Raw genomic sequence first — 26044 nt, forward strand, 5'->3', positions numbered from 1 at the left:
TCTATCCTCTTTTATCCTCCAGCAGTTTCTGCATGCCCAGCCACTTCGCCTTTTCAAAGGCTTCCAGGAGCCGGTCGTCAGAAATACTGCGTCCATAGGCTCCCAGGCGTTCGAATTCCGGACGCTGTGCCAAGACCTCGCGCAAGGCCTTTACCTTTTCGTCGCGCGGCAGACTTTCCAGTTTATCGAATACGTTCAGATAATCGCCTACCGTATCAGGCAGCTTGCTCCGTTCGCCGGCGTTGATCTTAGGCCGCGCCAGGTTACGCAGGCGCTGTACCATGACGAAGGCATACTTGCCGGCCTCTTCCTCGCGCCACGCATCGATCCAGTACTGCGTAGCCTCCGGATTATTCAGTACCTGATACATACTGCCGGCACCGGTAAATTGAATCGTCAAAAACGTAGGCTTGCCTATGTCCTTACGGATCTTTTCCTTCGTAAAGCGGACAGCATCGCGAAGCTCCGACACGGATTCAAAGGGAGCAATGTCTACGTCTGTCGTTTCCCAGCGGACGATGCTCGTATCGATAAATTCCAGATTGGCCGTACCGTAGGGGCCGACTTCTACGTAATAGCAGCCGCGCGGTCCCGTTTCAGTGCAGTCCAGCCCTTGCGGATTGCCGGCGTAGACAACGTAGGGCTTTTCACAGACGATCTGATGGTTATGTACGTGCCCGAGGGCCCAATAATCCATACCGCTTTCTTTCAGATCCGTCAGGGAGCACGGCGCATAGGGCGATTGGTTCGTCCCTACCTGCGTGTGCAAGAGACCGATAGCATAGCGGTCGCCTGCGGTACGCCGGAAATTCCAGGCCAGGTTATCCCGCTGCTCGCTTTTGGCATAGCTCTGCCCGTATACGGCGGCTAATTCCTCCCCTTCGACGATGAGCGGTATGCGTTCCACCTTTTCTGTGCTAAAGACGTGGACATTCGGCGGAAAGGGGATTTTAGCCTGCCACGCATCTAACGGGTCATGATTGCCCAGAACGGCAAAGACCTGAATGTTATGCTGTGCCAATTTATGAAGGAGACGCACATAATCCAGCTGTGCTGTCAGATTATGACTGGCACTGGTATATACGTCACCGGCAATCAGCACGGCATCCACTTTCCGTTCAATGGCGATCTGGACGATCTTCTGGAAGGCCCGGACCGGGGCCTTGCCGACAATGCGCTGCCAGCGTTCATCTACCATAGCGATATCGTGAAAGGGACTGCCCAAATGCAAGTCACCACAATGTATAAAACGTAATCCTTTTGCCATTAGTTTCCTTCCTTCTCCAACCAGGCCCGCCGCAATGCGGCAACAGCCTGTTTAAGTTCCTGTGCAGGAATTTTGGAAAAACTCAATAGAAATTCTTTATCCGTTCCTGCGACGCTCTTTTCATAAAAAGAGCGGACAGATAAGACGCGGCAGCCCTCTCTGGCAGCCCGTGCCAAGAGGACCTCCTCCGGTACATCGCTCTGCAACACGACGTGGCAGTAGACACCGGAAACGACAGGGCTCACGCGCATAGCGGCGCCGAAGGCCGCCTTTAAACAGTGCGCCAGCAGCGCCCCTTTCTCCTGATATTCCTTGCGCAGGCGCCGTACCTGCCGGGCCAGGCCGCCCGTACGGATATATTCGGCCAGCACGCATTGTTCCGGCACAGACGCACCCTGCCGGAAGAGCACGCGGCGCCGGTTATAGGCCTGCAGCAACGGCGCCGGCAGAACCATATAGCTGAGCCGGACAAAGGGGGGCAGGATTTTCGAAAAGGCGCCCATGTAGATGACGCGCCCGGCCCGGTCCAGGCTCTGCAGTGCCGGTATAGGCCGTCCCTGGTAGCGCAATTCGCTATCGTAATCATCTTCAATGATCAGGCCGTCACACCCATGGGCCCAATTCAGCAGGTCATAGCGGCTGCCTGCCGGCATGACGGCGCCTGTAGGAAACTGGTGGGACGGGCTGACGTAAACCAGACGGGCGCCGCTTTGGGCCAAATCGGGCAGGGAGAAACGGCCCTCCCGAACAGGAATCGGTACGATTTCAAAGCCGCCTGTACGAAAGAGTTCCCGTCCCAGGCGAAAGCCCGGTTCTTCTACGGCCACCTGCGGGTACCGGTCGTGCAGCAGATTCAGCAAAACCGTCAGCAAGGCGCCTGTGCCGGAGCCGATGATCAGGTTCTCCGGCTCTGCCTGGACACCGCGTGTCTGGTATATATATTGACTGAGCACGTGACGCAAGGCCGGTGCTCCTTGTTCATCCTGGTTTGCCAGCAGCAGGTCCGGTTCGTGGAGAACCCGGTTCATGAGCTTGCGCCAGACTGCCAGCGGGAAGAATTCTGCCGCCAAGTCGCCACTGCCGAAGTCATAGGCAATGGCTGCCGGTGACTGCGCAGCTTCTGCCAAGGCGGACCGTGGCCGGTCTGCCTTTTCAGGCACCCGGACAGAGGCCACTTCATAACGGGCCTTGCTGCGGCGCAGGATATAGCCTTCGCCGGCCAGCTGGCAATAGGCCTTTTCGACCGTCATTTTGCTGACTCCCAGGGTCTGGGCCAGTTCCCGTACAGACGCGAGCCGCGTGCCGGCGGGCAGGCTCCGGCTTTCAATTTGCTGCCGGTAATACGTATAAATTTGTACATAATACGGCGTTTTTACACGTTTATCCAGTTGCAGCATGTCCCACCTCGGCAAACAGAAAAAAGGATATATAGGTACATTCTTTATTGTAGCGAAAAAGACGGCCTGTGAAAAGAGTCAGCCTGCATTTTTTTGCTCTTCTTGCCGTGCCTGGGGGACAGTGGTTTCTTGTTCTGTGTCTTTTAATTGTCAACTTTTAGCAAATTGTAAAAAGTTGACTTTTATTAAAAAGTACAGTATACTGACGGGGATTCCAAAAGAAAAGGAGCCTCATACTATGGATATTGAAACGTTAACCGCCTGGACTACCCGTGTCTTAGAAGGCGGTGCACTGACGCACGCAGAAGCCGAAGCGCTCATTACCGTATCGGACGCTGACACGCCCTTATTACTGGCCTTAGCCGATAGGATCCGCCAAAAGTTCCGGGCCCATACTGTCGATTGCTGTGCCATCATCAATGGCCGTTCAGGAAAATGTCCGGAAAACTGCCGCTTTTGTGCCCAGTCGGCCCATTACCAGACAGGCGTAGCAGAATACCCCTTGCTGGCAGAGGAAGAAATCATCGCGGCAGCCAAAAAAGCCCGGGCCGCCGGGGCCGCTCGCTTTTCTATCGTTACCAGCGGCCGCTCCGTACTGCCCGGACCGGAATTCGATCAAATTATCCATACCTTAACCCGTATCAAAAAAGAAGTGAAAATCGAAACGTGCTGTTCCCTGGGCCTGATCAATCTGGACCAGGCGAAAGCCTTGAAGAAGATCGGCATTTCCCGCTATCACGCAAATATTGAAACAGCCCCTTCGTATTTTCCCTCCATCTGTTCGACCCATACCTTCATGGACAAGGTAAAGGTCATCCGCACAGCCCAGGAAGCGGGTCTGCGCGTCTGCTCCGGTGGTATTTTCGGCCTGGGAGAAACGCCGCGCCAGCGCGTGGAAATGGCCTTCGCCCTGAAAGAGCTGGGCGTCGATTCCATTCCCTTAAACATTCTGAACCCCATTGCCGGTACGCCCTTTGCCCATAACTGGAGCCTGACGCCGTGGGAAATTTTGCGTACCTTTGCGGTCTTCCGCTTTATTCTGCCTCAGGCCTTGATCCGCACGGCCGGCGGCCGGGAAGTAAACCTGCGTTCCCTCCAGGCCCAGGCCCTGAGCGGCGGCTTAGACGGCCTCATGATCGGCGGCTATTTGACAACCGGCGGCAATGAAGTCCACGTCGATCAGCAAATGCTGGCCGATTTGAACCGCCCTGCTGCCCGGCCTGAGCTGTAGCATCAGTCTTTGCCGGTTGCCAGGGCAGCCGCTGCGGCAGCGCCAACGGCAGGGCCGTCAAAGAGGATCAACGATTCGACAGGAATCCCTTCCTGCCGCGGCCAGCCATCAAAAGCCGCACAGGCATACATGGCATCATCAAACATGAGCAGGCCGCCGCGGGTATGCTGCAGGACGCTGCCTTCTACGGTCACCATCTGCGCAGGAATTTCCTTGCCCGGATAAATATGCCGCACCATGCCGTAGGCTGCGGCACCGGACAATTCCGCCGTCCGGGCAAAAATAGCAGCAGCCAGGTTGCGCACCGGTTCAATTTCCGATAATTGAATAATCCGGTTCAAAAGACGGCTCAGCCTGATCTGTACCGTCGTCAGGCCCAGATTATCCATGACCAGGATGTCCCCCATGTCCTTAGCTGTCAGCTTGGGAATCGTATCGGTCTGAAAATAGGTCATCAGGGCCTGGCGGTATATTTCGCCAATATAGGCGCCACTGATCATTTTTTCCAGGCGGTGTACGCCCGGATGGAGGGATTGTGCATCTACCCGTTCGTCCCAAATGGTCTGTTTTACGCCGGAATAGTCGCCGGCTTCCAGATTGACGATCATCTGCCAGGCCGGTTCGTAATAGCACATATTAAAGCCCGTGCCACAAATGACGCCGACGACAGAACAGCCAAACTGATAGGCTGCCGCCGCGAGGAGCGCCGTCGTATCGTTTACCAGGGCCACCGGTTCGATCTGGTCCAAGCCGCGCCGGACCAGGGCGTCACGCAGCATAGCGTTCACATAGTGACCTTCTGCGCCCTGGACGGCAATTTCCTTGGCCCAGCAGGAAAAGAGCGCATCGTGCAAATCCCGCTGCTGTACGCCAAAGGAAAAGGTATGGCCTAAATAGAAAGGGCGGTTGCCGCCGGCCGCTTCGCCCACACAGTCAGCAATAAAGTCAAATAATTCTGCCGCCGTCGTTGCGGCTGTCGTATAATCATATTTTCCGGCTAGCCGCAGGGGACGGGACACCTTCTTTTCTACAATATGACAGTGCCCTCCCAATAAGCGGATACGAGCGGCACGCACATTGGTACCGCCAAAATCTACTGCAATGTACGTGCCCTTTTCCTGTCCCGTCGGCAAGGGTAAGTACGACCGCAATGCAGAAAGGGAACTCGTTTCACCGCGCTGGGCGGCTTCGGCTTGCTGTCGGAATTGATTGGCAAACTGGTACAGCGTTACATCGTTGCAAAAGAAATGCTTCGCTATGTCCAGCCAGGTATATGTCGTGTTAGCTTGCAATGTACGTCCATCCTCTCTCCTATAAGTTATGACTATTATACTACAAAACGGAGGGACCTCCAATAATGCAGCGTGGACACAGGCACTTTTGCCAGGGCCCGCGGCAGTCCAAAAAAGGCATTGACATTTTTTCAGCATACGCTATAATTAGAGCCAGAGTGAGGCCGAATGAAGCCGCACGAAGGGGTACACCACCTTGGGTGTAGTTCTTCGTGCGGCTTTTTGTTGTTATTGTTTTTCCTTATATAGTAAAAGGGTATAGGAGAAAGGAGGCAGCTTTCATGGTAAAAATCAATGGTCTTGACGTCCCTGCCGACAACGTCTGCCTGCAAGAGTATCTGACCTGCCAGGGCTTCCGTACAGACCGGATTGCCGTTGAGCTGAATGGCCGCATCGTTCCCCGTGCGACCTATTCGTCCGTGACGCTCACGCCGGGTGATACCGTTGAAATCGTCCAGTTCGTCGGTGGCGGCTGATACAGCCCTGTGTTCCCATGCACATGCATTCATGACTTTTTACAAGGAGTGATTCCCATGGCAACTGATGACAAATTAATTCTGGGCGGGCACGAATTTACGTCCCGCTTCATTCTTGGTTCCGGTAAGTATTCTGTCGATTTGATCCGCGCCGCCGTTGAGCAGGCTGGTGCCCAGATCGTCACCATGGCCCTGCGCCGTGTCGAAGCCGGCCAAAAAGATAATATCCTCGACTTTATTCCCAAAGGCGTTACGCTCCTGCCTAACACGTCAGGTGCCCGTAATGCCGACGAAGCCGTCCGCATTGCCCGCCTGTCCCGGGAAGTCGGCTGCGGTGATTTCGTAAAGATTGAAATCATGCGCGATTCGAAATACCTCCTGCCTGATAATGCAGAAACCATTAAGGCCACAGAAGTCCTCGCCAAGGAAGGCTTCATCGTCCTGCCTTACATGTATCCCGATCTGTACGCAGCCCGCGACCTGGCGAATGCCGGTGCCGCAGCAATCATGCCCCTGGCTGCGCCCATTGGCACGAACAAGGGCCTCAGCACCCGTGATTTCATCCAAATCCTGATCGATGAAATCGACCTGCCCATCATCGTCGACGCCGGCATCGGCCGTCCGTCCCAGGCCTGCGAAGCCATGGAAATGGGTGCCGCTGCCATTATGGCCAATACGGCTATTGCTACGGCAGGTGACCTGCCGCTCATGGCCGCAGCGTTCCGCAAGGCCATCGAAGCCGGCCGTGCCGCTTACCTGTCCGGCCTGGGCAGTGTCCGTGAAACTGCCGCTGCTTCTGATCCGCTGACCGGTTTTTTAGGCGACTAAGGGGGCAATAGACAATGGCTGAACAACGTATAGACCACATGACATATCTCCCGGGCATGGAAGTCCTTGATTCAGACATGCTCGATCAGGTACTCACCTACCATGATGCCTTCCGCAATGATGATTTCACGGTCCGCGACGTACGCCGGGCCCTGGCAAAGACCCATTTGGAACCGCGCGATTTCATGGCCCTCCTTTCGACGGCAGCTGCGCCGCTTTTGCCGGAAATTGCCGAAAAAGCCCACGCCGTCACACGGCGGCATTTCGGTACCAACATTTCGATCTTCACACCGATCTACTTTGCCAATTATTGCGACAACTACTGCATCTACTGCGGCTTCAATTCCCACAATGCCATCAAGCGGGCCCGCCTGAGCGACGAAGAGCTGCATCAGGAATGCCAGAACATTGCCAATACGGGCATTGAAGAAGTCCTCATGCTGACCGGCGAAAGCCCCAAGATGAGCGACATCAAGTACATTGGCAACGCCGTTAAAATCGCCTGCCAGTACTTCCGCAATGTAGGCATGGAAATCTATCCCGTCAATTCTGACGACTATACGTATCTGCACGAATGTGGTGCCGACTACGTCACGGTCTTCCAGGAAACGTACAACTCCGATAAATATGAAACGCTGCATCTGGCCGGCCATAAACGGATTTTCCCGTACCGCTTCTATGCGCAGGAACGGGCCATCCTGGGCGGCATGCGCGGTGTCGGCTTTGCTGCCCTCTTAGGGCTCGACGATTATCAAAAAGACGCCGTCGCCACAGGCATGCACGCCTGGCTCTTGCAGCGGAAATATCCTCATGCAGAAATTTCCCTTTCCTGTCCGCGCCTGTGCCCGATCATCAACAACGATAAGATCAACCCCAAGGATGTAGATGAACGGAAACTGACACAGATTATCTGCGCCTACCGCCTCTTCATGCCCTTTGCGACCATCGTCGTTTCGAGCCGTGAAAGTGCGGCCTTCCGCAACAACATCATCAAAATTGCGGCGACGAAGGTTTCTGCCGGCGTCTGCGTCGGTATCGGCGGCCACCTCCATCAGGATGGCTCTGAAAAAGGCGATGAACAGTTTGAAATTACAGACAGCAGATCCTTTGATGAAATATACAGCGCCATCAAGAGCGCCGGTCTGCAGCCTGTTACGAGCGAGTACATTTACGTTTGACCGCCCGTATTCCCCTTTTGCCAGCAGGCGCCGGTTTATCCGGCCGGCGCTTTGCCTTTTAAACATATCCAGTGTCCGGCCAGACCTATCCACCTGCCGGACGGAAACGAGCTGTACTACCAGGCACAGCTCGTTTCATATATATAGAGATATAGAGAATAAAAGCACCCATTGTCCCCTCCCAGGCGTCGGCAGGTTCTCTTTCCTATGACTTTTTATCATTGCAATATAGCTATTTTATATAATAAACCCCGTTTTTTTATGCCTAATTCTTATTGTTTACCCTATATTTCATTGAACCTCCTGGTAAATAACGGTATAATATGAGTATTAGTAACAGCTTGTATTGTTCCGAAAGACAAAGGTGATATATCGTGAAATTAATTGCTATAACAGATCGTACACTGTCTAGCCAAAACTATTGGGATCACATGGAACAAATTGCCGCCACCAACGTGGATGGCATTATTTTACGCGAGAAAACATTAAGCGAAGAAGACTACACCTCTTATGCCAAGAAAATGCAGCGCTTGTGCAACTGTCATCAAAAATTCTGCATTCTCAGCCATTTCGGCCGCATAGGCATCAAACTGCATATTCCCCGCTTTCAATGTTCTATTTCGTATTTTCAATCCCATACGTCCTTAAGCTACTATATGACCAGCCTGGGCGTATCGGTCCACACGGCTGAAGAAGCCCGCCAGGCAGAAGATCTGGGGGCAACGTACATCATCGCCAGTCACGTCCTGCCGACGCCCTGTAAGCCGGACCTGCCGCCCATTGGTCTGGATACACTGCGGGATATTTGTAGCGCCGTGCGCATTCCCGTCTATGCCATGGGTGGCATTACGCCGGAAACGCTGCCCCAATTGCAGGGTATCCCCATTGCCGGCGTCTGTGTCATGACCGGTATTATGACCTGCGAAGACGTGCCCGCCTACGTGCAGCAGCTGCGTCAGGCCATGGAAAAAACAAAGGAGGCTGTCCGCTCATGAACCAGGCATACATTATCGTCGACATGCAAAATGATTTCATCGATGGCGCCTTGGGTACAGCCGAAGCGCCGGCTATTATTCCCAGAATAGAAGCGCTCCTCCAGGCTGCCAAAAAGGATGAAAGCAATACTACGGATTTCATCTTTACACAGGATACGCATACGGAAGACTATTTGGATACACAGGAAGGGCGCAAGCTGCCTATTCCCCACTGTATCCGCGACACCAAGGGCTGGCAGATCTGTAAGGCCCTCCTGCCGTATTCCCTCTTTGCCACGGTCCTCGAAAAGCCGGCCTTTGCCAGCACGGACCTCGTAGAAGAAACGGCACCGTACGACCGCATTGTCCTCATGGGCTTATGCACGGACATTTGTGTCATTGCCAACGCCCTGCTGCTGAAGGCCTATTTCCCGGAAAAGGAAATTGCCGTCGTCCGGGACTGCTGTGCCGGCGCCACCGTGACGGGCCATGAAGAAGCCCTGCGGGCCATGGAACGGTGCCAGATCGATATCATCTGAGCGGAATTAATTTGACATATGTCAGCATGGTAAGTATAATGAGTAAGGATAGGTATCTGTCTGTCCTGTCACCACGGTAAAAGGAGGAGTTCTTATGCCGCGTCCTCAACGTTGCCGCCTTGTTTGTTCCCTGCCCCGTCAGGAAGCCTTCGTGCCGGATGGTTCGGGTTCTTGTACGGACACCGTAATCATGACGGTCGATGAATACGAGGTCATCCGCCTTATGGATCTGATTGGCCTGACCCAGGAACAGGCAGCCGCACAGATGAACGTCGGCCGCACGACCGTGACGGGCATCTATGAATCGGCCCGCCACAAAGTAGCGGAAGCGCTGGTCTACGGCAAACGCCTGCTGATCCAAGGTGGTAAGATTAAGATATGCGAACGCGCCGGCACGTGCCACCATCCCTGTTGCCGCGCGCAAGATCAGAAAGAAGGGGAAGGGAGCGATCCTTTGTCCCCGCAAAAGGAGCATGATATAAATGAGTGAAAGCTGCAATCACGACTGTTCCAGCTGCGGCAGCAGCCGTACGCAACCGCAGAGCCTTCTGGCTCAGCCCCATGAAGGAACACACGTCAAACACGTCATTGCTGTCGTCAGCGGCAAGGGCGGTGTCGGCAAATCGCTGGTCACCTCCCTGATGGCTGTCCAAATGCGGCGCCACGGCTTTAAAACGGCCATTTTGGACGCCGATATTACAGGCCCGTCCATTCCGAAATCCTTCGGCATCACCGGCCGGGCAACAGGCGACGAAACAGGGATTTTCCCGGTAGTCACCAAGACCGGCATTGAAGTGATGTCCATGAACGTTCTCCTGGAAGACGCTGCTTCGCCTGTCGTCTGGCGCGGACCGGTTATCTCCGGTGCGGTCAAACAGTTCTGGACGGATGTTATGTGGGGCGATATAGACTACATGTTTGTCGATATGCCTCCGGGAACCGGTGACGTACCCCTCACGGTCTTCCAGAGCCTGCCTGTCGACGGCATTCTCGTCGTCACGTCGCCGCAGGAACTGGTTTCCATGATCGTCGAAAAGGCCCTCAAGATGTCGGAAATGATGAACGTTCCCGTTCTCGGCCTGATTGAAAATATGAGCTATTTCGAATGCCCGAACTGCCACGAACGCGTAGAAATTTACGGTCCCAGCCGGGTTGACGAATCGGCACAGAAATACGGCATCAGCCATACGGCTAAGCTGCCTATCGATCCGTCCTTTGCAGCACACTGCGATAAAGGCGATATCGAAGGCTATCCGGCCGATTACCTGGCTGACACGGCCAAATTCCTGGAAGGCGTATTAGGTAAATAATACGTTTGCCGGCACCTATACAACACATAAAAAACGGCAGGAAGAGAAAACTCTTCCTGCCGTTTTTTATGTAGTTCTTCATTGGGCCGCCGGCAGATAGCCTTGCTGCTCGCCGACAAGCTTCGTACGGACAATGCGTACGACCTTTTCATCGACCAGCCGGCGGAAGGAAGCATCCTGCTTATAGGCCTTTAACAGGCCTGCATACGTTTCCTGTTCGTGCGCATATTCATGGCACACGAGCACCAGATCGGCGCCGGCCTTGATGGCCATGACGCCCATATCGGCAAAGGCATAGTGCTTGGCCATAGCGCCCATTTCCATATCATCGGAAATGATCAGCCCCTGATAACCAAACTGCTGCCGCAGAATGCCCGTCATGACCGGTTCGGAAACACAGGCCGGCAGGCTGGGATCTAAGGCCGGGAAGGTGACATTGGAGACCATGATGAACATGTGCTGTGGCGACTCCGTATGGATCAGCTCAGCAAAGGGCTTCATATCCTGTGCCAACAGTTCCTCCTTGCTGGCCGTCACGACGTCGCCATCAAGATGGGGATCCGTCTTGACCCGGCCGATACCGGGAAAATGCTTGAGGGAGCACCAAATCTTTTCCTCCTCATATCCGGCGACGGCCTCTGCCGCAAAGGCAGTGACGACGTCAGGATCCTTGCTGTACGACCGTTCCGACGCCGAACCCAGATCGACGACAGGCGCAAAATTCATTGAAAAACCCATGTCCTTTAACTGCTTGCCTGTCTTTTTCGCCCATTCCTTTGCCGCTGCGGGATCACCGCTTTCGCCCAGCTGCTGTTCACTGGGAATGCGCGGGAAGGCCTCGCGCATGCGCATGACAAAGCCGCCTTCCTGATCGACGGCAATAAAAGGCGCAACGCCGCCGCTTTCTTTACGAATTTGCCGGGTCAGCGTCCGGTTCAGATCTTTTACCTGCTGCGTCGACTGCATATTGCGGTCAAAGAGGATGATATTGCCCATGTGGTACTGGGCGATCTGATAGGCTGCGTCCTGATCTACGCTGGTCCCCTGAATGCCCACCATCATGAGCTGGCCTACGCGCTGCTCCGGTGTCATGGCAGCTACTATGGCTTCGGCCTGTTCTTCTACAGTACCGCTTTGCTTCATACCCGTCGTTTTCGTATTGCCCTGGCCCGTATGCTCGTACCAGGCAAAGAGGCAGCCCGCCACGAGCAGCAGTGCCGCCAGGAATCCCAAGAAGGCCAGGGCCCGTTTATGTTCTTTTAGTATCATTTCGTTTCCTCATTATAGACGAGATTTCCATGAATGACCGTTTGCTTGACGTGGAAATCTTCGCTGTCCAAAATAACTATATCCGCTTCCTTGCCTTTTTCCAGCGAGCCGAAGCGATCGTAAATCCCCAGGTCCTTGGCCGGGTTCACCGTCGCCAGGGCAATCGTATCCGGCAGAGACGCCCCTGTATTGACCATAAAGTGCAGGAGCGATTCATTCATCGTCGCAACGCTGCCGGCCAGGGTGCCATCGGTCAGGCGGGCTTCGCCGTTTTGAACGAGCACCTGCTGGCCGCCTAATTCCGACGGCCCGTCGCCCTGCAGGCAGGCCCGCAGGGAATCCGTCACGATGATCAGGCCGTCCCGGCCTTTCATGCGCCAAGCCAGCTGCTGCGCTGCCGGATGAACGTGGAGATTGTCGCAAATGAGTTCGCAATGAGCCCGCCTGTCGAGGAGAGCCGCACCGACGAGGCCGGGCTGGCGGTGATGGAACGGTGTCATGGCATTATATAAGTGCGTCACATGATAGACGTCGCTTTTTGCCATGGCGTCCTGTACGTCTTCATAGGTAGCAGCACTGTGGCCGAGAGAAACAAGGATGCCCGCGTCGTGACATTCCTTCAGGAACGTTTTGTGGACAATTTCTTCCGGTGCCAGCGTAATGATGCAGATCGTATCGGCATAGGGACGGAGCCAGGAAAAATCAGGCCGTACAATATGCGTGTCAGCCTGAGCGCCTTTATAGGCCGGGCTGATAAAAGGTCCTTCCAGATGGGCCCCTAAGATACGGGCACCGCTGCCCTTGCCCCGGGCCGCACGGATCCGCTCCAAGGCCCGTTCCAGACGGGGCCGGTCATAGGTCATGGTCGTCGCCACAAAGGCCGTAACACCTGTAGCCGGCAATGCCTCCTGCAGCGTCTGCAGGGCCTCCGGCGTTTCATCCATGACGTCCGCACCGGCACAGCCATGAATATGTTCATTAATGAAGCCCGGCACGACAAAACCGCCGTTGGCATCGATTAATTCCGTACAATGGCCCAGGCGGAAGCCTTTACGCGGTACAACATCCAAAATTTTGCCGTCTTCATACAGCAAAATATGGCCGCCTACAATAGAATCAGGCAAGACGATCATGCCATCGATAATTGCTTTCACTTGTTATCACTCCTGCTAAGAAAATTCCGGCAGGCCAGACCTGCCTGGATACTGTTTACAGTATATCACAAAGGCGGCCGTGTCAGTAGCCTTTCCGGCCCGGCAGATTGCCGGCACAGCCTGTCTGTCACACTATACATTTGTCCTCTTGCAAAGGATAAGAGGTCCGTTTTTCTTTCTACCAAACCTTTACGGTTCCTTTACAAATCCCTATTTCTGGGCATTCCCAGGCTTTTCCCCTGGAGGATTTTGTATTTGTGGATAACTATGATAAAAAAGGAAAATCCTCTGTCCGGGCACGTGTGGACAAGGTATATATCCTTTTCTTGTGGATAACTTTTGCCGTTTCAGTTATCCACAAATTCACACAAGTTGTACACCCTCTATATTCCCTTCTTTCACAATCTTTTAAAGCGCATGGTTAAGCCATTTACATAGGTTATTCACTTATGTCAGCAAGTGTTTTTTATCGAGTTATCCACATTTTTCCCAGAAATCCCCTAAAGCTATACACAGGCATCGTTGGCCTATCTACGCCATTTTTTTAATATATCCACAGACGTGCACAAGTTATGCACCATTATTGTGCACAACTTGTGGATAACCTGAAAAAAGCTATACACATACAAAAAAAGCAGATTTCAGATCCTATTCATAGTACCTGAAATCTGCTTTAGTTTACACTGTTTGACCTTTCCTACATGTCTTCTACGGGACGGCTCCAATCGATATGTACACCGAGGGGCAACCAAATATAGCCCAGGGCCAGCTTCAGCGTTTCCAAATTATCTGTCGCCGCCGCATTGACCGTTTCGTATTGGGAAAGGGTCACGTAGCGATGCCAAGGATGTACTTTGGTCAAAAATTCCCGGGCTTCCTTTTCCTTTTCTTCATCATGAAGCATGAGCTGCAATTCTTTCGTTTCCGTATTGTAGCGGATGAAGCCGTCGTTATGGCCTGCCGTATGTGCAGCCACTGTAAATACTGCCATTATGTATTCCTCCTCACCAAAATTATATATGATATGGTTTATTTTTTTTCATGAGACATTTCCCAAAGGAACCCTTTCATGATCGCCTGCCGGCCAAAGCGCTGTTGCAATTTATCGATGGCCTCTGTCACCTTTGCCTGCGTTTCCGCATCATCAGAAAAGAGATCCTCTTGCACCTGATACGGGCGCAGCTGGCTCACGGTCAGGCCCAACAGGCGGACAGGCTGGGTTACCTTCTCTTTATTATACAATTTTTTCGCAGAAAAATATAACTGTTCTTCCGCACAGGTGCCTATATCCTCTAAGGTCAGCGAACGGGTAATGGTCTCAAAGGACGCATAGCGCACTTTGATCGTAATCGTCCGGCCCATGAGTCCGTTTTGCCGTAACCGCCAGGCTACTTCATTCGCCAACAGGCGGAACTGTTCATCAATTTCCTCCGGCCGGATCAGGTCGTGCAGGTACGTATGCTCGTTGCCTACGAACTGGGGCCGGCGGCTTACATCGAGCTGCCGGTTGTCACGGCCACAGGCCAGTTCATACAAGCGGTGCGCCTGCTTGCCCGCCACAGGACGCAGGGCTTCCTGACCGGCCCGGGCAATATCGCCAATCGTTTCAAACCCGGCTTTACGCAAGGCCGTTTCGGTTACCTTGCCGACACCCCAGAGGCGGGACACAGGGAGCGGCGCGAGAATTTCCTGTTCCTTGCCGTAGGGAATCCAAACCAGGCCATCAGGCTTTTCCAAATCCGAGGCCAATTTGGCCAAAAACTTATTCGGCGCAATACCGGCCGACGCCACAAGGCCTGTAATACGCAAAATATCCGCTTTAACAGCTTCACCAATCTTAATAATTTCCGGATAGTGCAATTCCATGCCCGACACATCGAGAAAGGCCTCATCCAGGGATAAGGGCTCAATATAGGGCGAATAACGGGACAAAATCACGCGGATCTGATGGGATATGCGGCGGTAATAGGACATGCGTACCGGTAAAAACACGCCGTCCGGACAGAGACGCCGGGCCTGGCGCATACTCATGGCCGAATGCACGCCATAGCGTCGTGCTTCGTACGATGCCGTAGCGACGACACCGCGTTCACTCAAGCCACCGACAATGACCGGTTGTCCCCGTAAAGCCGGATTATCCCGTTGTTCGATGGATGCATAAAAGGCATCCATATCGACATGCATAATCCAACGCGTTCCCATAAGCCGTTCCCTCCCTTTCACTTATTGTATTATACAACGATTTCCATTCACAAATATAGAGGAAAACAAAAAAACCTATGCCCTTACGCTACAAGAACATTCTATTATGTCTTGAAATATGGTAAGATTACAATATATAAAGAGAGGTGACGCAGGCCATGGATCTATTCCAATTAACGTACTTTGTCGAGGTGGCGCATAAGAAAAGTTTCACCAAGGCTTCGAAATCCTTGCACATCAGCCAGCCATCCATCAGCAAAGGCATTAAATCACTGGAAACACATTGGAACGTAACATTATTTAACCGCAGCGGCAAGCAAGTGGAGTTGACGGAAATGGGAGCCTGGCTGCTGCCCCGGATCGAAACGCTCATTAAGGATATGAGTCAGCTCAACGAACAAATCGGCTCCCCTGATTTTCTCAATTCCGGCAAGCTTGCCGTCGGCATTCCACCAATGATCGGTTCTTCTTTTATTTCCCCCTTTGTCAGGCAATTCATCTCTACGTACCCCAAAATAGAGCTGGAATTACTGGAAGTCGGCTCCAACGACATCATTTCTTCCATCGATGAAGGTCTCATACAGGCCGGCTTCGTCGCCTTGCCCGTATCGACAGAAATGCCCTACGATTTTTTCATCTTTAACGAAGAATACTTGGAAGTCGTCCTCTGGCCGGGCCATCCCCTGGCTGACAGGGAAACGCTGACCCTGGAAGAAATCAAAGACGAACCGCTCGTGTATTACCCCAAATCCTTTTCTCTCAATCCCTTCATTAAGACCTTCTACCAGCGCCTGACAGCCCACCCGAAGATTGTCTGTCAAAGCAGCAACTGGGACTTCCAGGCAGAAATCGTCCGTACCCAGCTGGGTATTGCCCTCTTGCCGCATACGATCTGCCAGCGCCTGGATGAAAAGAAATACGTCCATATCCCCTTAGTGGAACCACAGATTCCCTGGACCCTGGCAATGGTCTGGAAGAGCAAGGGATTCCTGCCCCATCCGGCGCGGACCTGGGTACAATCGTTTAAACAGTATTATGAAAAACGGAATGCCGAAAAGGACCGGCAAGCTGAAGAAAGCAAGGAATGATCACATTGAAGACACAGGAGCTAACGAAAGCAGACGCAGCAGAGATTTTTTCCCATCAGGCACCCGGCGCCCAGGGCTATTCCCTGGCGCTCGTCGCCGCAGGCCTGAATTATCTGGATACCGTGAAGAGAACTGCCTCAGATATCTTAGCCAATACAGACACGCGGGCCGCTGCCAGACGCCGATGGCTGCAGCTGGAACAAAAATTATATCAGTACACGCGGCGGGAAACACCCCTCAGCCTGTACGATGCCGCCTATGCCCAGGAGGTATAGCACTACGTACGGCTGCGCCTCATCTGGCTCGATGCCGCAGGCTTTACCTTTACGCGGCACCGCCTGGCCTTCCTGCTCGAAATCCTGCGCTTTTGCCACCAAGATCCATGTCAGGTGCTGCCCGAACGGGAGGCCCTGGCCCAGCACCTGGAAACCCGCCTGCTCGATGAATACCTGCTCTACGACATGACCCTCGAAAACAGCCAATACGTAGGCAGAGAAGCCGTCTCCAACGGCTATCACGAATGCGACTTCACGCTGGAGCTGGAAGACCTCGTCAGGAACGCCAAAAAGGCCCTGCCCCGCAGCCACTTCCGCTACTTGAAACAGGCCCTGCCCGAAAGCCGCATGGCCGCCTGCACGGCCGCCTGGCTCTATGAGCACCGCCGGGACTTCGCCGCCGGTACCTGTCTGATTGATGACCAGGCCGTGAGACAGGCCTATGCAGCAGGCAAGGCACCGCAGCTTACGGCAGCCCAGCTGCAGGCGATTGACGCCGCCTACGCCGGCCGGTAAGAAATAAAAAAAACTTCTTTTGACACGTTGCCAAAAGAAGTTTTTTTGTATTCCGTTACATGACGCGGCGGGCGCCTACGTAGCGGCTGGACCAATAGCGGCTGTCCAGGTTGTCTATGCTGACGCCATTGTTGGACGCATTGATGAACTGGTTATTGCCAATATAGATGCCTACATGGGAAACACCGGGCAGATAGGTCGTAAAGAATACGAGATCGCCGGGCTGCAAGAACGAACGGCTTACATAACTGCCTACATTATACTGTTCATCTGCCATGCGCGGCAGATCGATGCCGACGGCAGAATAGACGTAGCGCGTAAAGCCTGAGCAGTCAAAGCCCGACGGGTCATTGCCGCCAAAGACGTAGGGCACGCCAATGTACTGGTTGGCAATCCCCATGAGCCGCTGCGCCCGGTCAGCTACCATAGTCATACCGCCATAGCCGCCGTTACCAAAGCGGCGCAAGGGACCGGATGGCAAAAACTTGCCTGTCAGCTCATAAAAAGTCGCCTGGCCGGCAACACCGTCTACTTCCAGCCCATGCTTAGCCTGGAAATCGCGGACGGCATTTTCCGTACCGACGCCAAAGGAGCCATCTACATCGATATTGTAGCCCTGATTGACCAGGGCCTGCTGTAAGAGGACGATGGCATTATCGGACGTAGCCGTTACGGCAGACGCTGCCGGCGCAGCGGCCGCGGCCGCATCACTGCGGAAGCGGTCTGCCAGGCGGTACGAAGACTGGCCGTCCGGCATGGGAGAGCCTACGAGAGCGGCATACGTAGCCGGTCCGACGACACCGTCCGCCGTCAGGCCATGGGCCTGCTGAAAGGCCTTGACCGCAGCCTCCGTCCCCTTGCCAAATACGCCATCTGTATCGACGCTGTAGCCCTGGGCGGCTAAGGCCTGCTGAATCCCCAGGACACCCGTAGCGGCCGGCGCCGGGTCACTTGTCTTTTGCACGAAGCGGCTGCTCGTATTATCCGGTATATCACTGCCCATGAGGGCCCGGTACGTGGCCGCCCCCAAAATACCATCGGCAGTAAGGCCGTTCGCCTGCTGAAAGGCCTTGATCGCCTCTGTCGTGGCTGTACCATAATCGCCGTCAGCAGTAACACTATACCCGGCTGCCGCCAGCTGCTGCTGGACCGCCACAATCTGACTGCCCCGGTCACCGGGGTGGAAGGTTGCTCCGGCAAAAGAGACGGAAGCCAAAAAGCAGACGCACGTAAGGCCGGCTAATTTCTTTATCTGAAGCATTGTATCCCTCTTTTCTGACAGTACAGCAGGACGGCCCTGCAGCTGTCTGCTTACCTGCTCTTAGTACGTACCCATAATAGGGCACTCTATGAAACAAGCTATCCTGTGAGAAGGCCCACAGGATAGCTTGCTGTTACATGCGTATCATTCAAATCCGTCGTATATTATACCACAACTTCCTTCTATACGTCAAAATACCTATGTTGCATAGGTTTCATTACTAACGTCATCATCTTTACTTATTTATAAATGCTGTTGTATGCTCTCACAGTACAGTCAAAAAGACGGCCTCTGCCAAGGCAGGGACCGTCTTCTTTTACTGCAGCATACAGGGATTATTCGTCTTTCAAGATAGCGCCGAAGTTTGCGCTCGTAACCATAGCCCGGTAGCGTTTCAGGTAGCCCGTCACCTTTTTCGGTGGCTGCGGTACGACCTGCTGGCGCCGCAGAGCGATTTCTTCCGGCGAAAGGAGGAGCTCTACTTTATGGTTCGGAATGTCGATGGCAATCTGGTCGCCATCTTTTACATAGGCGATGAGGCCGCCGGCAGCCGCTTCCCGCGACACGTGGCCAATGGAGGCGCCGCGGCTGACACCGGAGAAACGGCCATCTGTAATGAGGGCACACGTACTATCAAGACCCATACCGGCCAGTGTCGCTGTAGGTCCCAGCATTTCCCGCATACCCGGGCCGCCCTTAGGTCCTTCGTAACGGACGACGACGGCATCGCCGGCCTGGACACGGCCTTCCCGCAGGCCCTGGCTGCACGCTTCTTCACTGTCAAAGCACTTGGCCGGTCCCGTATGGACCATCATTTCCGGCAAGACAGCGCCCTTTTTGACGACGGCACCATCAGGAGCCAGGTTGCCATAAAGGACGGCCAAGCCGCCGGTCTGGCTATAGGCATGTTCCCGGTCACGAATGACATCGTCATCCCTAATAGCCGCGCGTTCCAGACGCTGGGCCCACGTGCCTTCAACGGTCCGGGCCGTCGTATCGATGAGGCCCATTTCGTCCAGCCGTTTCATGACGGCACTGAGGCCGCCGGCATTGTTGAGGTCGACGAGGAAGTGCTGGCCTGCCGGATTGAGCTTGACAATGTGCGGCACAGCTTCGCTGATATCGTTGACGTGATTGAGGTCAAAGGCTAAGCCCGCTTCATGGGCAATAGCCGGCAAGTGGAGCATCGTATTGGTCGAGCAGCCCAGGGCCATATCGGCAGCCAGGCCGTTGCGGATAGACGCAGCCGTAACAATTTGACGCGGCAGAACCTGGTCGCGTACGAGATCCATGATTTTCATGCCGGCGTGCTTAGCCAGGATGATGCGCTGACTGTCGACAGCGGGAATCGTACCGTTGCCCGGCAGGCCCAGGCCAAGGATTTCCGTCATACAGTTCATGGAGTTGGCCGTAAACATACCGGCACAGCTGCCACAGCCCGGACAGGAATGTTCTACAATATCGGCCGCTTCGCTTTCGCTCAGCTTGCCCGTGCGGACCGCGCCGGGAGCTTCAAAGGCGTCCGTCAGGGCGACGGTCTTGCCGTTTGCCCGGCCGGGCAGCATCGGGCCGCCGCCGCAGAAAATAGACGGAATATTGACGCGCAGGGCTGCCATGAGCATGCCCGGCACGATTTTATCACAGTTCGGAATGAAGACCAGGCCATCAAAGGGATGGGCGTTGGCCATGATTTCTACGGAATCGGCAATGTGTTCCCGGCTGGGCAGGGAATAAAACATGCCTTCATGGTTCATGGCAATGCCATCACAGACGCCGATGGACGGAAATTCAATAGGCATACCGCCGGCCAGGCGGATGCCGGCTTTCACGGCTTCGGCAATGCGGTCCAAGTGCATATGGCCCGGGATAATTTCATTTTTGGCACAGACCACGCCGATGAGGGGCCGGTCCAATTCTTCCTGCGTCAGGCCCAAAGCCCGGAACAGGGCCCGGTGGGGAATACGGTCGACACCGCTCTTCATCAAATCACTTCGCATACGACATACCTCCTATTTGTACAGGCATTTGGCCAGTTTGATAAACAATTCATCCCGTTCTTTAATGGCTTCGTCCGCCTTATCACCGGAATAATCGTAGTAGCCCTGGCCGCTCTTTACTCCCAATTTACCATCTTCCACGAGGCTGTGCAAATAAAGAATTTTCTTCCTTACTATTATCAAGGCAGCAAAGAGATACTGGGAAATATGATCGAACGTATCGAGTCCGCCCAGGTCGGCAATGCGGAAAGGTCCCAGCGCTGCCAGGCGCAGGCCCATGCCGTATTTCATGACGTCGTCAATAGCCTCTCTGCCAAGAGATCATACGTAAAATCAGACGCTGCTGTAAACAGCAGCGTCTGATTTTACAGTGCCGTCCCCCGCTTAGGCACAAAGAAGCGGTCCGTATCGACACCTTCGTGCCGGAGGAGGTAGATTTTCTTAGCGAGGCCGCCGGCATAGCCTGTGAGGCTGCCGCTCTTACCGACGACGCGGTGACAGGGCACGATAATCGTAATGGGGTTATGGCCTACAGCACCGCCGACGGCGTGGGGATTTTCTTTCTTCCCCGTTTTTTCCGAAAGGGCCGCAGCCAGGTCGCCATAGGTCACAGTCGTACCGTAGGGGACGCGGCAAAGAATGTCCCAAACGGCCTTACGAAAGGGCGTGCCCGCCGGCGCCAGGGGCAGCTCCAACGGGTCTGGCCGGGCACCGGCAAAATAGCGGTCCAGCCAGTCCGCAGCCGCCGCAAGGACCGGCAGGTCCGGTTTTTCTTCCCACTGCGCGCCGAGGGTGGCCTTTTCATATTTTTGTCCGGCTATCCAGAGCCCCGTCAGGCCTGTACCATTGCTGGCCAGGAGAACCGGACCGATAGGCGTAGTATACGTACGTGTATATTCCATATGTGCCTCCTTAGAATGCGTCCCATTCGGCAAAGCGTTCGTTCATGCGCTTTTTCTTGAATTTCGTTTCTTCCTTCTTCCCTTCACCAAAGGGCAGGCGGCCTGCTGCGGCTGTGCGTTTATAAAACAGGGTAATGGCTTCGCTTTCGCTCAGTCCCAGGCGGTCGAATACGGCCTTGGCCTCCTTGCGGACGGCTTCATCCAGTTCAATTTCCATGGTCCATGCCTCCTTTTTGTTCTTCATGACGGCGGGCGGCATCGGCGTTGATCCCGTCCAGCGTGTCCATATGCCAAATGGCATAAAAGAGGGAGCGCAAAAGGGTCACGGCCAGGACAGCACCGGTCCCTTCACCCAGGGATAAGTCGGCCCACAAGGGCACGTCGTATTCATCAAAGCCGGCGTAGCGCAGGGCAGCGCTCATGCCCGGTTCCTTGCTCATATGCGACGGCAGGGCGTAGTCGCGTACGTCCGGCTGTAACTGCACAGCGGCGGCCAAGGCGGCAGCCGTAATGAAGCCGTCAATATAAAAGGGTATGCCCTTGTCGGCACAGGCCCGCATAGCCGCCGTCAGGGCTGCCAGGTCAAAGCCGCCTACGTATTGCAAAATATCTGCCCCATCGTGGAGAGCAGGCGCATAGCGCGTAAGCGCCGTACGGATCAGCTCCTGCTTGCGCAGGGCCAGGCGGAAATTCCCATGGGACGAGCCGTAGCCCGTGAGGCTGGCCACATCGCCCCGGGTAAGCCCCAGGAGCACGGCGGCAGAGGTCGTCGTATTGCCAATGCCCATTTCGCCAAAGGAAAGGAAATTATAGCCCTCTGCCGCGGCTTTTTCTACGCGCTCCCGGCCGGCAGCAAAGGCCGCTTCCAGCTGGTCCCGCGTCATGGCCGGGCCATAGGCAAAATCAGCCGTGCCCCGGGCAATTTTATAATCGAGACCGACACTGTCGGCGCTATCGATGCCCACATCGATAACCTCCCAGGGAATGCCGTTACAACGGCAAAAACAGGTAACGGCCGACGTGCCGGCCACCATGTGGCTGCTTTGCATATACGTAATTTCTGCCAGCTGCGCCACAGCGCCGGAGCGGCACACGCCGTTATCGGCGGCAAAGATCAGGTGCTTAGGCCGGAAGGACGTTTCCCAGCGGCCCCAGGCGAGAATGGCCTTCCGGGCCTGTCGTTCCAAAAGGCCCAGGCTGCCGGGCGGACGGGCCAGGTTGCGCAGCCGTTCATCTACTTCTTCTATAAATGTCATACTACAGTAACTCCTTTATACGCCAGATAGAGGCGTTGCAGCCTCTTCGTTTCGTCGTTGAGCGATCCCAGGCTGAGCCCATGGGGTACGGCCTTACCTGTTGCTTCCTCAATGGACACAAAGGAAATAAAGCATTCTGCCGCTTTTTCTTCACCGGGCAGCCGCCGCATGGCCAGGTAGACACCGACACTGCTCGTACCGGCATAGACCAGGGTACTGTCAATGCGGATTGTCTGATCCTTGTGCACAGGCCGCAAAAAGCGCAGGCCATCCAAGGACAGACAGACGATGTGGCCGTGTCCCAAAAAGGCCTGTACTGCCAAAAAACCACATTCGATGAAATACGCTGCTGCCTGCCCGGCAAACAGTGTACCATGGGGATTCAAATCTTTTCCCAATACCATATGAGCTGCTGAAACGTGCTGATCCTTCCCTGCCACGGACGATTCCTCCTGTCTGTACATACTATGTATATTATACTATATAGTGCCTTGGGAATGCTTGAAAAATATATTCTTTTGCGTCATAATATAGTGTAGGTTAAAAGGAGGTTCTCCATTGTCTACTATAAAAGATATTGCCAAAGAGGCTGGCGTATCCATTGCCACCGTATCGATCGTACTCAACGGGAAGGGCAAAGAACGTAAGATTTCTGAGGAAACGCAGACCCGTATTTATACAATTGCACAACAACTGAATTATGTCCCCAACCAATCCGCCAAAAAGCTGCGTGTCGCCCAGGAAGACAGTTACGCCATCGCCTTTTATTGGGCAACAGACTTCCGCATCAATTATCTGGCCCGCATTACCTTAGGGATCCAGGAAGGCATTATGAAGCAAAATAAAAATATCCGCCTGACGGTCATGCCCTATAAGGTAGATCAGCTGGAAAAGCTGATGAAATCGACACAAAATGAATTCTTTAACGGCATTATCATTGCCAACATGTCGGATAAGGATATGGAGTTCCTGAATACAGATTTCGTACCACCCTGTCCCATCGTCTTATTCAACCGGGAATCGCCCAAATTCAGCAGCGTCACTATGGATAACTACAAGGTCGGCCAGAGCGTCGCCCGTCATTTCCTGGACAAGGGGCTCTTCGACGCCGGGGTCCTCACACATGATACGACCTTCCCCATTATGCGTCAATGGATGCAGGGCTTCCTCGACACGTACCGCGACGCCGGTCATGCCATTAGCGAAGAAAATATTTTCCTCTGCCAGACATCCTCAGCCAGCGCGTTTGAAGTCTGCAAGCGCATTCACGCCGAACGCCGCATGCCCCGGGCTATGTTTTGTGAATCCGACGTACTGGCCCACGGCATGCTCTTCGCCTGTCACGAGCTGGGCATCGCCATTCCTGACGCCGTAGAAGTCTTTACGGTCGGTATCAATATGCCGGAAATCAACGATTACACCGTACCGTCCCTTTCACGGATCGATATTCCCATGGGGGAAATCGGCGAAGACTGTCTGCATCTGGTCGTCGATCTCATCGAAAAGAAACAGCCCATGCCGACAGTAGAATATTTGGAAGGCAAAAAAATTATTGGCCAATCGTCTCCCCTTGGCTGAACCAACGCAGAAAAATCCTGATGAGCCGCGCTCATCAGGATTTTTTTACTGCTTCGTATAGGTGGCAATGAGGCCGTGCCGCTCGGCATGATACCACGCGTCGACGGCAACGCCGGCGTTCTCCAGGCACGCTTGCAGCGGCCCTTCTTCGTCCAGGTCATAGCGCAGGGAAAAGCCGCATGTCGATACGATGCGCCCCGGCGTCGGGATAATGCGCACGTGCAGGCCCGCAGCCTTGCCCGTATCTTCTGCCCGCATGGCAATGCGCGTTGACGCAAAGAGGGCTACGCCAAAGGTTTCCGTCATCACGGCCGGACGATGCGGTTTGCCGTACGCATCATTTCAATGATCCGGAACATGTTGGTAATTTCTCCGACGGCTACGTCGTCTGTGAGGCCGTAATAATTGAGGCACGCGCCGCAGGCATAAATTTCCACACCGGCTGCAGCCAGCTTCTGGAGGTCTTCCAGGGATTCGGACGTCTTCGTTACCAAGGGGACGCCGCCGTTATAAAAGATAATCCGCTGGGGCAGGACGTCCTGTTCCGTCAGGGTATAAATAAAGGTCTTCAAGAGGTTGCGGCTGAACTTTTCGTCGCCGACGCCCATCATAGGCGAATTAATGACGACGATATACGCCTCCGACGTCGCTTCCGGCACAGCCGGAGCTGCCGCAGCAGTCGTTTCCGGAGCTGCGTCCGTCTTGGCAATGACGACCGTATAATGGGTCGGCGAATCTACCGTCAGGGCATACGTGTAGCCCAGCTGGTCAGCCATTTTCTTCAGGTTTTCCGTAGCAATTTTATTATCTACCACGGTCGTTACGGCGTCGTGCTCTTTGAGGGCCTTGCGCGTTTCAATGACCGGTAAGGGGCAGGCTTTGCCCAATGCATCAATCGTAAACATATGCTTCACACTCCCTAATCAATATAAATTTCTTTTTCCGCTTTTTCTGTGATTACGCCGAAATCGGCTGCCGGAATGCCGGCCCGCTGCAGGTCCTCTGTCAGGGCTGCTGCTTTTTCCGGCCCGGCGGCTACCAAGAGGCCGCCCGACGTCTGCGGGTCAAAGACAATTTCTTCCAGGCCGAAATCGTCGTGGCCAAAGGCCACCTGCGCCTGGAGATAATCGCGGTTGCGCTGGCCGCCGGCCGTAAGGATGAAATTCTTCGCGCCGGCATAGGCTTCCTCAAAATAAGGCAGGCGCCGGGCGTCAATACGGGCCGAAAAGGCACCGTGCAGCATTTCGTGCAAATGGCCGCACAGGCCAAAGCCCGTCACATCGGTGCAGCTGTGTACGCCATAGGGACGGATAATATCCATGGCGTATTTATTGAGGGTACACATACTCTTCACGGCTGCCTCAAAGCCTTCCCGGCTGATTTCACCGGCACTGTAGCCGATGGTCAGGATGCTCACGCCCAATGGCTTGGTCAGGATCAGGTGATCGCCCAGCTGGCACGTATCGTTGCGCAGGATCGCCTGGGGATGGACCGTACCGGTCACGGCCAGTCCGTATTTGACGGTGCGGTCGTGAATTGAATGGCCGCCCGAAAGGAGTGCACCTGCTTCCTGTACGGTTTCTGCACCGCCGCGCAGGATTTCCTTTAAGATGCCAAAATCCTTTTCTTCCGGGAAGGCGACGATATTGAGGGCCGCGAGGACATCCCCGCCCATGGCGTAGACGTCACTCAGGGCGTTGGTCGCCGCAATGCGGCCAAAGAGATAGGGATCGGTCACCATAGTCGGGAAAAAATCCACCGTCTGTATGAGGGCCAGATCAGGACGCAGCTGAATGACTGCCGCATCATCAGACGAATCGTAGCCGACTAATAAATCCGGGCTTTGCCGGCGCGGCAAATCTGCCAGCAGCCGTCCCAGATTGCCGGCACCTATTTTAGCATTGCAGCCGCCGCAAACGACGAGCTGTTCCATATCTTCCATAGACTGCCTCCTTATGGATTCATTTTTCTTCTCTCTTATTATACCGTTATGGCAGCAAAAGGGGCTGTGAAATAACGCCCCTATAAAAACGAATGAGGATCACTGGCTCGAA

At 54.4% G+C, this 26044-nt stretch carries 29 protein-coding genes; 12 read left to right on the forward strand and 17 right to left on the reverse strand.

The genetic code is table 11. The features are described 5' to 3' along the window. Position 1 precedes the first annotated feature (1 nt). Both PGX44_RS08710 and pdxR read right to left on the reverse strand, forming a co-directional pair. The gene (locus PGX44_RS08710; protein ID WP_498855068.1) at positions 2–1267 is read right to left on the reverse strand and encodes a metallophosphoesterase family protein; all 1266 of its coding nucleotides are present in this window, start codon (positions 1265–1267) and stop codon (positions 2–4) included. Further along, the gene (gene pdxR, locus PGX44_RS08715) at positions 1267–2664 is read right to left on the reverse strand and encodes a MocR-like pyridoxine biosynthesis transcription factor PdxR (protein ID WP_498855069.1); all 1398 of its coding nucleotides are present in this window, start codon (positions 2662–2664) and stop codon (positions 1267–1269) included. The genes PGX44_RS08710 and pdxR overlap by 1 nt, the downstream gene beginning before the upstream one ends. Positions 2665–2902: 238 nt before the next feature. Here pdxR and bioB point away from each other — a divergent pair, with 238 nt between their 5' ends. After that, positions 2903–3895: a biotin synthase BioB gene (bioB, locus tag PGX44_RS08720; RefSeq protein WP_498855070.1), complete on the forward strand. Its 993-nt coding sequence runs from the start codon at positions 2903–2905 to the stop codon at positions 3893–3895. Positions 3896–3897: 2 nt separating this feature from the next. On the opposite strand, the gene PGX44_RS08725 is transcribed toward bioB, so the two are convergent. Further along, on the reverse strand, positions 3898–5187 hold the full coding sequence (locus tag PGX44_RS08725; protein WP_498855071.1) for a hexokinase family protein: 1290 nt from the start codon (positions 5185–5187) through the stop codon (positions 3898–3900). A 281-nt stretch (positions 5188–5468) separates the two neighbouring features. Here PGX44_RS08725 and thiS point away from each other — a divergent pair, with 281 nt between their 5' ends. The 7 genes from thiS (at position 5469) to PGX44_RS08760 (ending at position 10492) form a co-directional block, all read left to right on the forward strand. Next, the gene (thiS, locus tag PGX44_RS08730; protein ID WP_498855072.1) at positions 5469–5663 is read left to right on the forward strand and encodes a sulfur carrier protein ThiS; all 195 of its coding nucleotides are present in this window, start codon (positions 5469–5471) and stop codon (positions 5661–5663) included. 57 nt (positions 5664–5720) lie between these two features. Further along, complete coding sequence (locus PGX44_RS08735) at positions 5721–6491, forward strand: thiazole synthase (RefSeq protein WP_186503520.1); 771 nt, start codon at positions 5721–5723, stop codon at positions 6489–6491. A gap of 14 nt (positions 6492–6505) precedes the next feature. Further along, positions 6506–7669 (forward strand): 2-iminoacetate synthase ThiH, encoded by a 1164-nt coding sequence (gene thiH, locus PGX44_RS08740; RefSeq protein ID WP_289001963.1) that lies wholly within the window; start codon positions 6506–6508, stop codon positions 7667–7669. A gap of 374 nt (positions 7670–8043) precedes the next feature. Continuing rightward, positions 8044–8664 (forward strand): thiamine phosphate synthase, encoded by a 621-nt coding sequence (locus tag PGX44_RS08745; protein ID WP_498855073.1) that lies wholly within the window; start codon positions 8044–8046, stop codon positions 8662–8664. Continuing rightward, positions 8661–9182, forward strand: a complete 522-nt coding sequence (locus PGX44_RS08750; RefSeq protein WP_498855074.1) for a cysteine hydrolase family protein — start codon at positions 8661–8663, stop codon at positions 9180–9182. The genes PGX44_RS08745 and PGX44_RS08750 overlap by 4 nt, the downstream gene beginning before the upstream one ends. A gap of 94 nt (positions 9183–9276) precedes the next feature. Next, positions 9277–9672, forward strand: a complete 396-nt coding sequence (locus PGX44_RS08755; protein ID WP_498855075.1) for a DUF134 domain-containing protein — start codon at positions 9277–9279, stop codon at positions 9670–9672. Further along, positions 9665–10492: a P-loop NTPase gene (locus PGX44_RS08760; protein WP_498855076.1), complete on the forward strand. Its 828-nt coding sequence runs from the start codon at positions 9665–9667 to the stop codon at positions 10490–10492. The genes PGX44_RS08755 and PGX44_RS08760 overlap by 8 nt, the downstream gene beginning before the upstream one ends. Positions 10493–10570: 78 nt before the next feature. On the opposite strand, the gene nagZ is transcribed toward PGX44_RS08760, so the two are convergent. From nagZ to PGX44_RS08780, 4 genes are all read right to left on the reverse strand, one after another. Then, positions 10571–11761, reverse strand: a complete 1191-nt coding sequence (gene nagZ, locus PGX44_RS08765; RefSeq protein WP_498855077.1) for a beta-N-acetylhexosaminidase — start codon at positions 11759–11761, stop codon at positions 10571–10573. Continuing rightward, complete coding sequence (gene nagA, locus PGX44_RS08770; RefSeq protein ID WP_498855078.1) at positions 11758–12915, reverse strand: N-acetylglucosamine-6-phosphate deacetylase; 1158 nt, start codon at positions 12913–12915, stop codon at positions 11758–11760. Before nagA ends, nagZ begins: the two co-directional genes overlap by 4 nt. Positions 12916–13612: 697 nt before the next feature. Beyond that, positions 13613–13906, reverse strand: a complete 294-nt coding sequence (locus PGX44_RS08775; RefSeq protein WP_289001959.1) for a hypothetical protein — start codon at positions 13904–13906, stop codon at positions 13613–13615. Positions 13907–13944: 38 nt separating this feature from the next. Further along, positions 13945–15117, reverse strand: coding sequence for a DNA polymerase IV (locus PGX44_RS08780; RefSeq protein WP_498855079.1), 1173 nt, complete (start codon positions 15115–15117; stop codon positions 13945–13947). Positions 15118–15275: 158 nt separating this feature from the next. Between PGX44_RS08780 and PGX44_RS08785 the strand changes: the two genes are divergently transcribed. The 3 genes from PGX44_RS08785 to PGX44_RS08795 all read left to right on the forward strand — a co-directional run bounded on the left by PGX44_RS08785 (position 15276) and on the right by PGX44_RS08795 (position 16996). Continuing rightward, the gene (locus PGX44_RS08785; protein ID WP_498855080.1) at positions 15276–16205 is read left to right on the forward strand and encodes a LysR family transcriptional regulator; all 930 of its coding nucleotides are present in this window, start codon (positions 15276–15278) and stop codon (positions 16203–16205) included. Continuing rightward, positions 16202–16480 (forward strand): hypothetical protein, encoded by a 279-nt coding sequence (locus tag PGX44_RS08790; RefSeq protein WP_498855081.1) that lies wholly within the window; start codon positions 16202–16204, stop codon positions 16478–16480. The genes PGX44_RS08785 and PGX44_RS08790 overlap by 4 nt, the downstream gene beginning before the upstream one ends. Before the next feature lie 114 nt (positions 16481–16594). After that, positions 16595–16996 carry a hypothetical protein gene (locus tag PGX44_RS08795; protein ID WP_498855082.1) on the forward strand — a complete coding sequence of 134 codons (402 nt, stop codon included), beginning with the start codon at positions 16595–16597 and terminating at the stop codon, positions 16994–16996. Between the two features lie 55 nt (positions 16997–17051). On the opposite strand, the gene PGX44_RS08800 is transcribed toward PGX44_RS08795, so the two are convergent. The 7 genes from PGX44_RS08800 to PGX44_RS08830 all read right to left on the reverse strand — a co-directional run bounded on the left by PGX44_RS08800 (position 17052) and on the right by PGX44_RS08830 (position 22852). Beyond that, positions 17052–18257 (reverse strand): C40 family peptidase, encoded by a 1206-nt coding sequence (locus tag PGX44_RS08800; protein WP_498855083.1) that lies wholly within the window; start codon positions 18255–18257, stop codon positions 17052–17054. A gap of 335 nt (positions 18258–18592) precedes the next feature. Continuing rightward, positions 18593–20254: a dihydroxy-acid dehydratase gene (gene ilvD / locus PGX44_RS08805; protein ID WP_498855084.1), complete on the reverse strand. Its 1662-nt coding sequence runs from the start codon at positions 20252–20254 to the stop codon at positions 18593–18595. 12 nt (positions 20255–20266) lie between these two features. Further along, positions 20267–20557, reverse strand: coding sequence for a 3-hydroxyacyl-CoA dehydrogenase family protein (locus tag PGX44_RS08810; protein WP_498855094.1), 291 nt, complete (start codon positions 20555–20557; stop codon positions 20267–20269). A 62-nt stretch (positions 20558–20619) separates the two neighbouring features. After that, entirely contained in the window at positions 20620–21156 is a 537-nt protein-coding gene (locus PGX44_RS08815; protein WP_498855085.1) for a methylated-DNA--[protein]-cysteine S-methyltransferase, read from the reverse strand. A 10-nt stretch (positions 21157–21166) separates the two neighbouring features. Next, on the reverse strand, positions 21167–21373 hold the full coding sequence (locus PGX44_RS08820) for a type II toxin-antitoxin system RelB/DinJ family antitoxin (protein ID WP_498855086.1): 207 nt from the start codon (positions 21371–21373) through the stop codon (positions 21167–21169). Beyond that, on the reverse strand, positions 21363–22412 hold the full coding sequence (locus PGX44_RS08825; RefSeq protein WP_498855087.1) for a nicotinate-nucleotide--dimethylbenzimidazole phosphoribosyltransferase: 1050 nt from the start codon (positions 22410–22412) through the stop codon (positions 21363–21365). The genes PGX44_RS08820 and PGX44_RS08825 overlap by 11 nt, the downstream gene beginning before the upstream one ends. Beyond that, complete coding sequence (locus PGX44_RS08830; RefSeq protein ID WP_498855088.1) at positions 22409–22852, reverse strand: acyl-CoA thioesterase; 444 nt, start codon at positions 22850–22852, stop codon at positions 22409–22411. The genes PGX44_RS08825 and PGX44_RS08830 overlap by 4 nt, the downstream gene beginning before the upstream one ends. Before the next feature lie 118 nt (positions 22853–22970). Here PGX44_RS08830 and PGX44_RS08835 point away from each other — a divergent pair, with 118 nt between their 5' ends. Continuing rightward, entirely contained in the window at positions 22971–23990 is a 1020-nt protein-coding gene (locus PGX44_RS08835) for a LacI family DNA-binding transcriptional regulator (protein ID WP_498855089.1), read from the forward strand. A 45-nt stretch (positions 23991–24035) separates the two neighbouring features. On the opposite strand, the gene PGX44_RS08840 is transcribed toward PGX44_RS08835, so the two are convergent. The 3 genes from PGX44_RS08840 to selD are packed head-to-tail and all read right to left on the reverse strand — an operon-like array spanning position 24036 to position 25932. Next, on the reverse strand, positions 24036–24296 hold the full coding sequence (locus PGX44_RS08840) for a putative Se/S carrier protein (protein ID WP_498855090.1): 261 nt from the start codon (positions 24294–24296) through the stop codon (positions 24036–24038). Further along, on the reverse strand, positions 24296–24895 hold the full coding sequence (yedF, locus tag PGX44_RS08845) for a sulfurtransferase-like selenium metabolism protein YedF (protein ID WP_498855091.1): 600 nt from the start codon (positions 24893–24895) through the stop codon (positions 24296–24298). Before yedF ends, PGX44_RS08840 begins: the two co-directional genes overlap by 1 nt. A gap of 14 nt (positions 24896–24909) precedes the next feature. Then, complete coding sequence (gene selD / locus PGX44_RS08850; protein WP_498855092.1) at positions 24910–25932, reverse strand: selenide, water dikinase SelD; 1023 nt, start codon at positions 25930–25932, stop codon at positions 24910–24912. Positions 25933–26044: the final 112 nt, after the last annotated feature.

The organism is Caecibacter sp. AF58-12pH5A, assembly GCF_027681725.1.
In the GTDB taxonomy this organism is placed as follows: Bacteria; Bacillota; Negativicutes; order Veillonellales; family Megasphaeraceae; genus Megasphaera; species Megasphaera hominis.

Excerpts from the sequence above, each read along its gene's own strand:
- bioB (WP_498855070.1), top strand. The coding sequence starts at position 2,903 with ATGGATATTGAAACGTTAACCGCCTGGACTACCCGTGTCTTAGAAGGC.
- PGX44_RS08800 (WP_498855083.1), bottom strand. The coding sequence starts at position 18,257 with ATGCTTCAGATAAAGAAATTAGCCGGCCTTACGTGCGTCTGCTTTTTG.
- selD (WP_498855092.1), bottom strand. The coding sequence starts at position 25,932 with ATGGAAGATATGGAACAGCTCGTCGTTTGCGGCGGCTGCAATGCTAAA.
- PGX44_RS08820 (WP_498855086.1), bottom strand. The coding sequence starts at position 21,373 with ATGGAAATTGAACTGGATGAAGCCGTCCGCAAGGAGGCCAAGGCCGTA.
- PGX44_RS08815 (WP_498855085.1), bottom strand. The coding sequence starts at position 21,156 with ATGGAATATACACGTACGTATACTACGCCTATCGGTCCGGTTCTCCTG.
- PGX44_RS08760 (WP_498855076.1), top strand. The coding sequence starts at position 9,665 with ATGAGTGAAAGCTGCAATCACGACTGTTCCAGCTGCGGCAGCAGCCGT.
- thiH (WP_289001963.1), top strand. The coding sequence starts at position 6,506 with ATGGCTGAACAACGTATAGACCACATGACATATCTCCCGGGCATGGAA.
- PGX44_RS08825 (WP_498855087.1), bottom strand. The coding sequence starts at position 22,412 with ATGACATTTATAGAAGAAGTAGATGAACGGCTGCGCAACCTGGCCCGT.
- PGX44_RS08790 (WP_498855081.1), top strand. The coding sequence starts at position 16,202 with ATGATCACATTGAAGACACAGGAGCTAACGAAAGCAGACGCAGCAGAG.
- PGX44_RS08775 (WP_289001959.1), bottom strand. The coding sequence starts at position 13,906 with ATGGCAGTATTTACAGTGGCTGCACATACGGCAGGCCATAACGACGGC.
- PGX44_RS08735 (WP_186503520.1), top strand. The coding sequence starts at position 5,721 with ATGGCAACTGATGACAAATTAATTCTGGGCGGGCACGAATTTACGTCC.
- nagZ (WP_498855077.1), bottom strand. The coding sequence starts at position 11,761 with ATGATACTAAAAGAACATAAACGGGCCCTGGCCTTCTTGGGATTCCTG.
- PGX44_RS08750 (WP_498855074.1), top strand. The coding sequence starts at position 8,661 with ATGAACCAGGCATACATTATCGTCGACATGCAAAATGATTTCATCGAT.
- pdxR (WP_498855069.1), bottom strand. The coding sequence starts at position 2,664 with ATGCTGCAACTGGATAAACGTGTAAAAACGCCGTATTATGTACAAATT.
- PGX44_RS08780 (WP_498855079.1), bottom strand. The coding sequence starts at position 15,117 with ATGGGAACGCGTTGGATTATGCATGTCGATATGGATGCCTTTTATGCA.
- PGX44_RS08755 (WP_498855075.1), top strand. The coding sequence starts at position 9,277 with ATGCCGCGTCCTCAACGTTGCCGCCTTGTTTGTTCCCTGCCCCGTCAG.
- ilvD (WP_498855084.1), bottom strand. The coding sequence starts at position 20,254 with ATGCGAAGTGATTTGATGAAGAGCGGTGTCGACCGTATTCCCCACCGG.
- thiS (WP_498855072.1), top strand. The coding sequence starts at position 5,469 with ATGGTAAAAATCAATGGTCTTGACGTCCCTGCCGACAACGTCTGCCTG.
- yedF (WP_498855091.1), bottom strand. The coding sequence starts at position 24,895 with ATGTTTACGATTGATGCATTGGGCAAAGCCTGCCCCTTACCGGTCATT.
- PGX44_RS08785 (WP_498855080.1), top strand. The coding sequence starts at position 15,276 with ATGGATCTATTCCAATTAACGTACTTTGTCGAGGTGGCGCATAAGAAA.
- PGX44_RS08710 (WP_498855068.1), bottom strand. The coding sequence starts at position 1,267 with ATGGCAAAAGGATTACGTTTTATACATTGTGGTGACTTGCATTTGGGC.
- PGX44_RS08840 (WP_498855090.1), bottom strand. The coding sequence starts at position 24,296 with ATGACGGAAACCTTTGGCGTAGCCCTCTTTGCGTCAACGCGCATTGCC.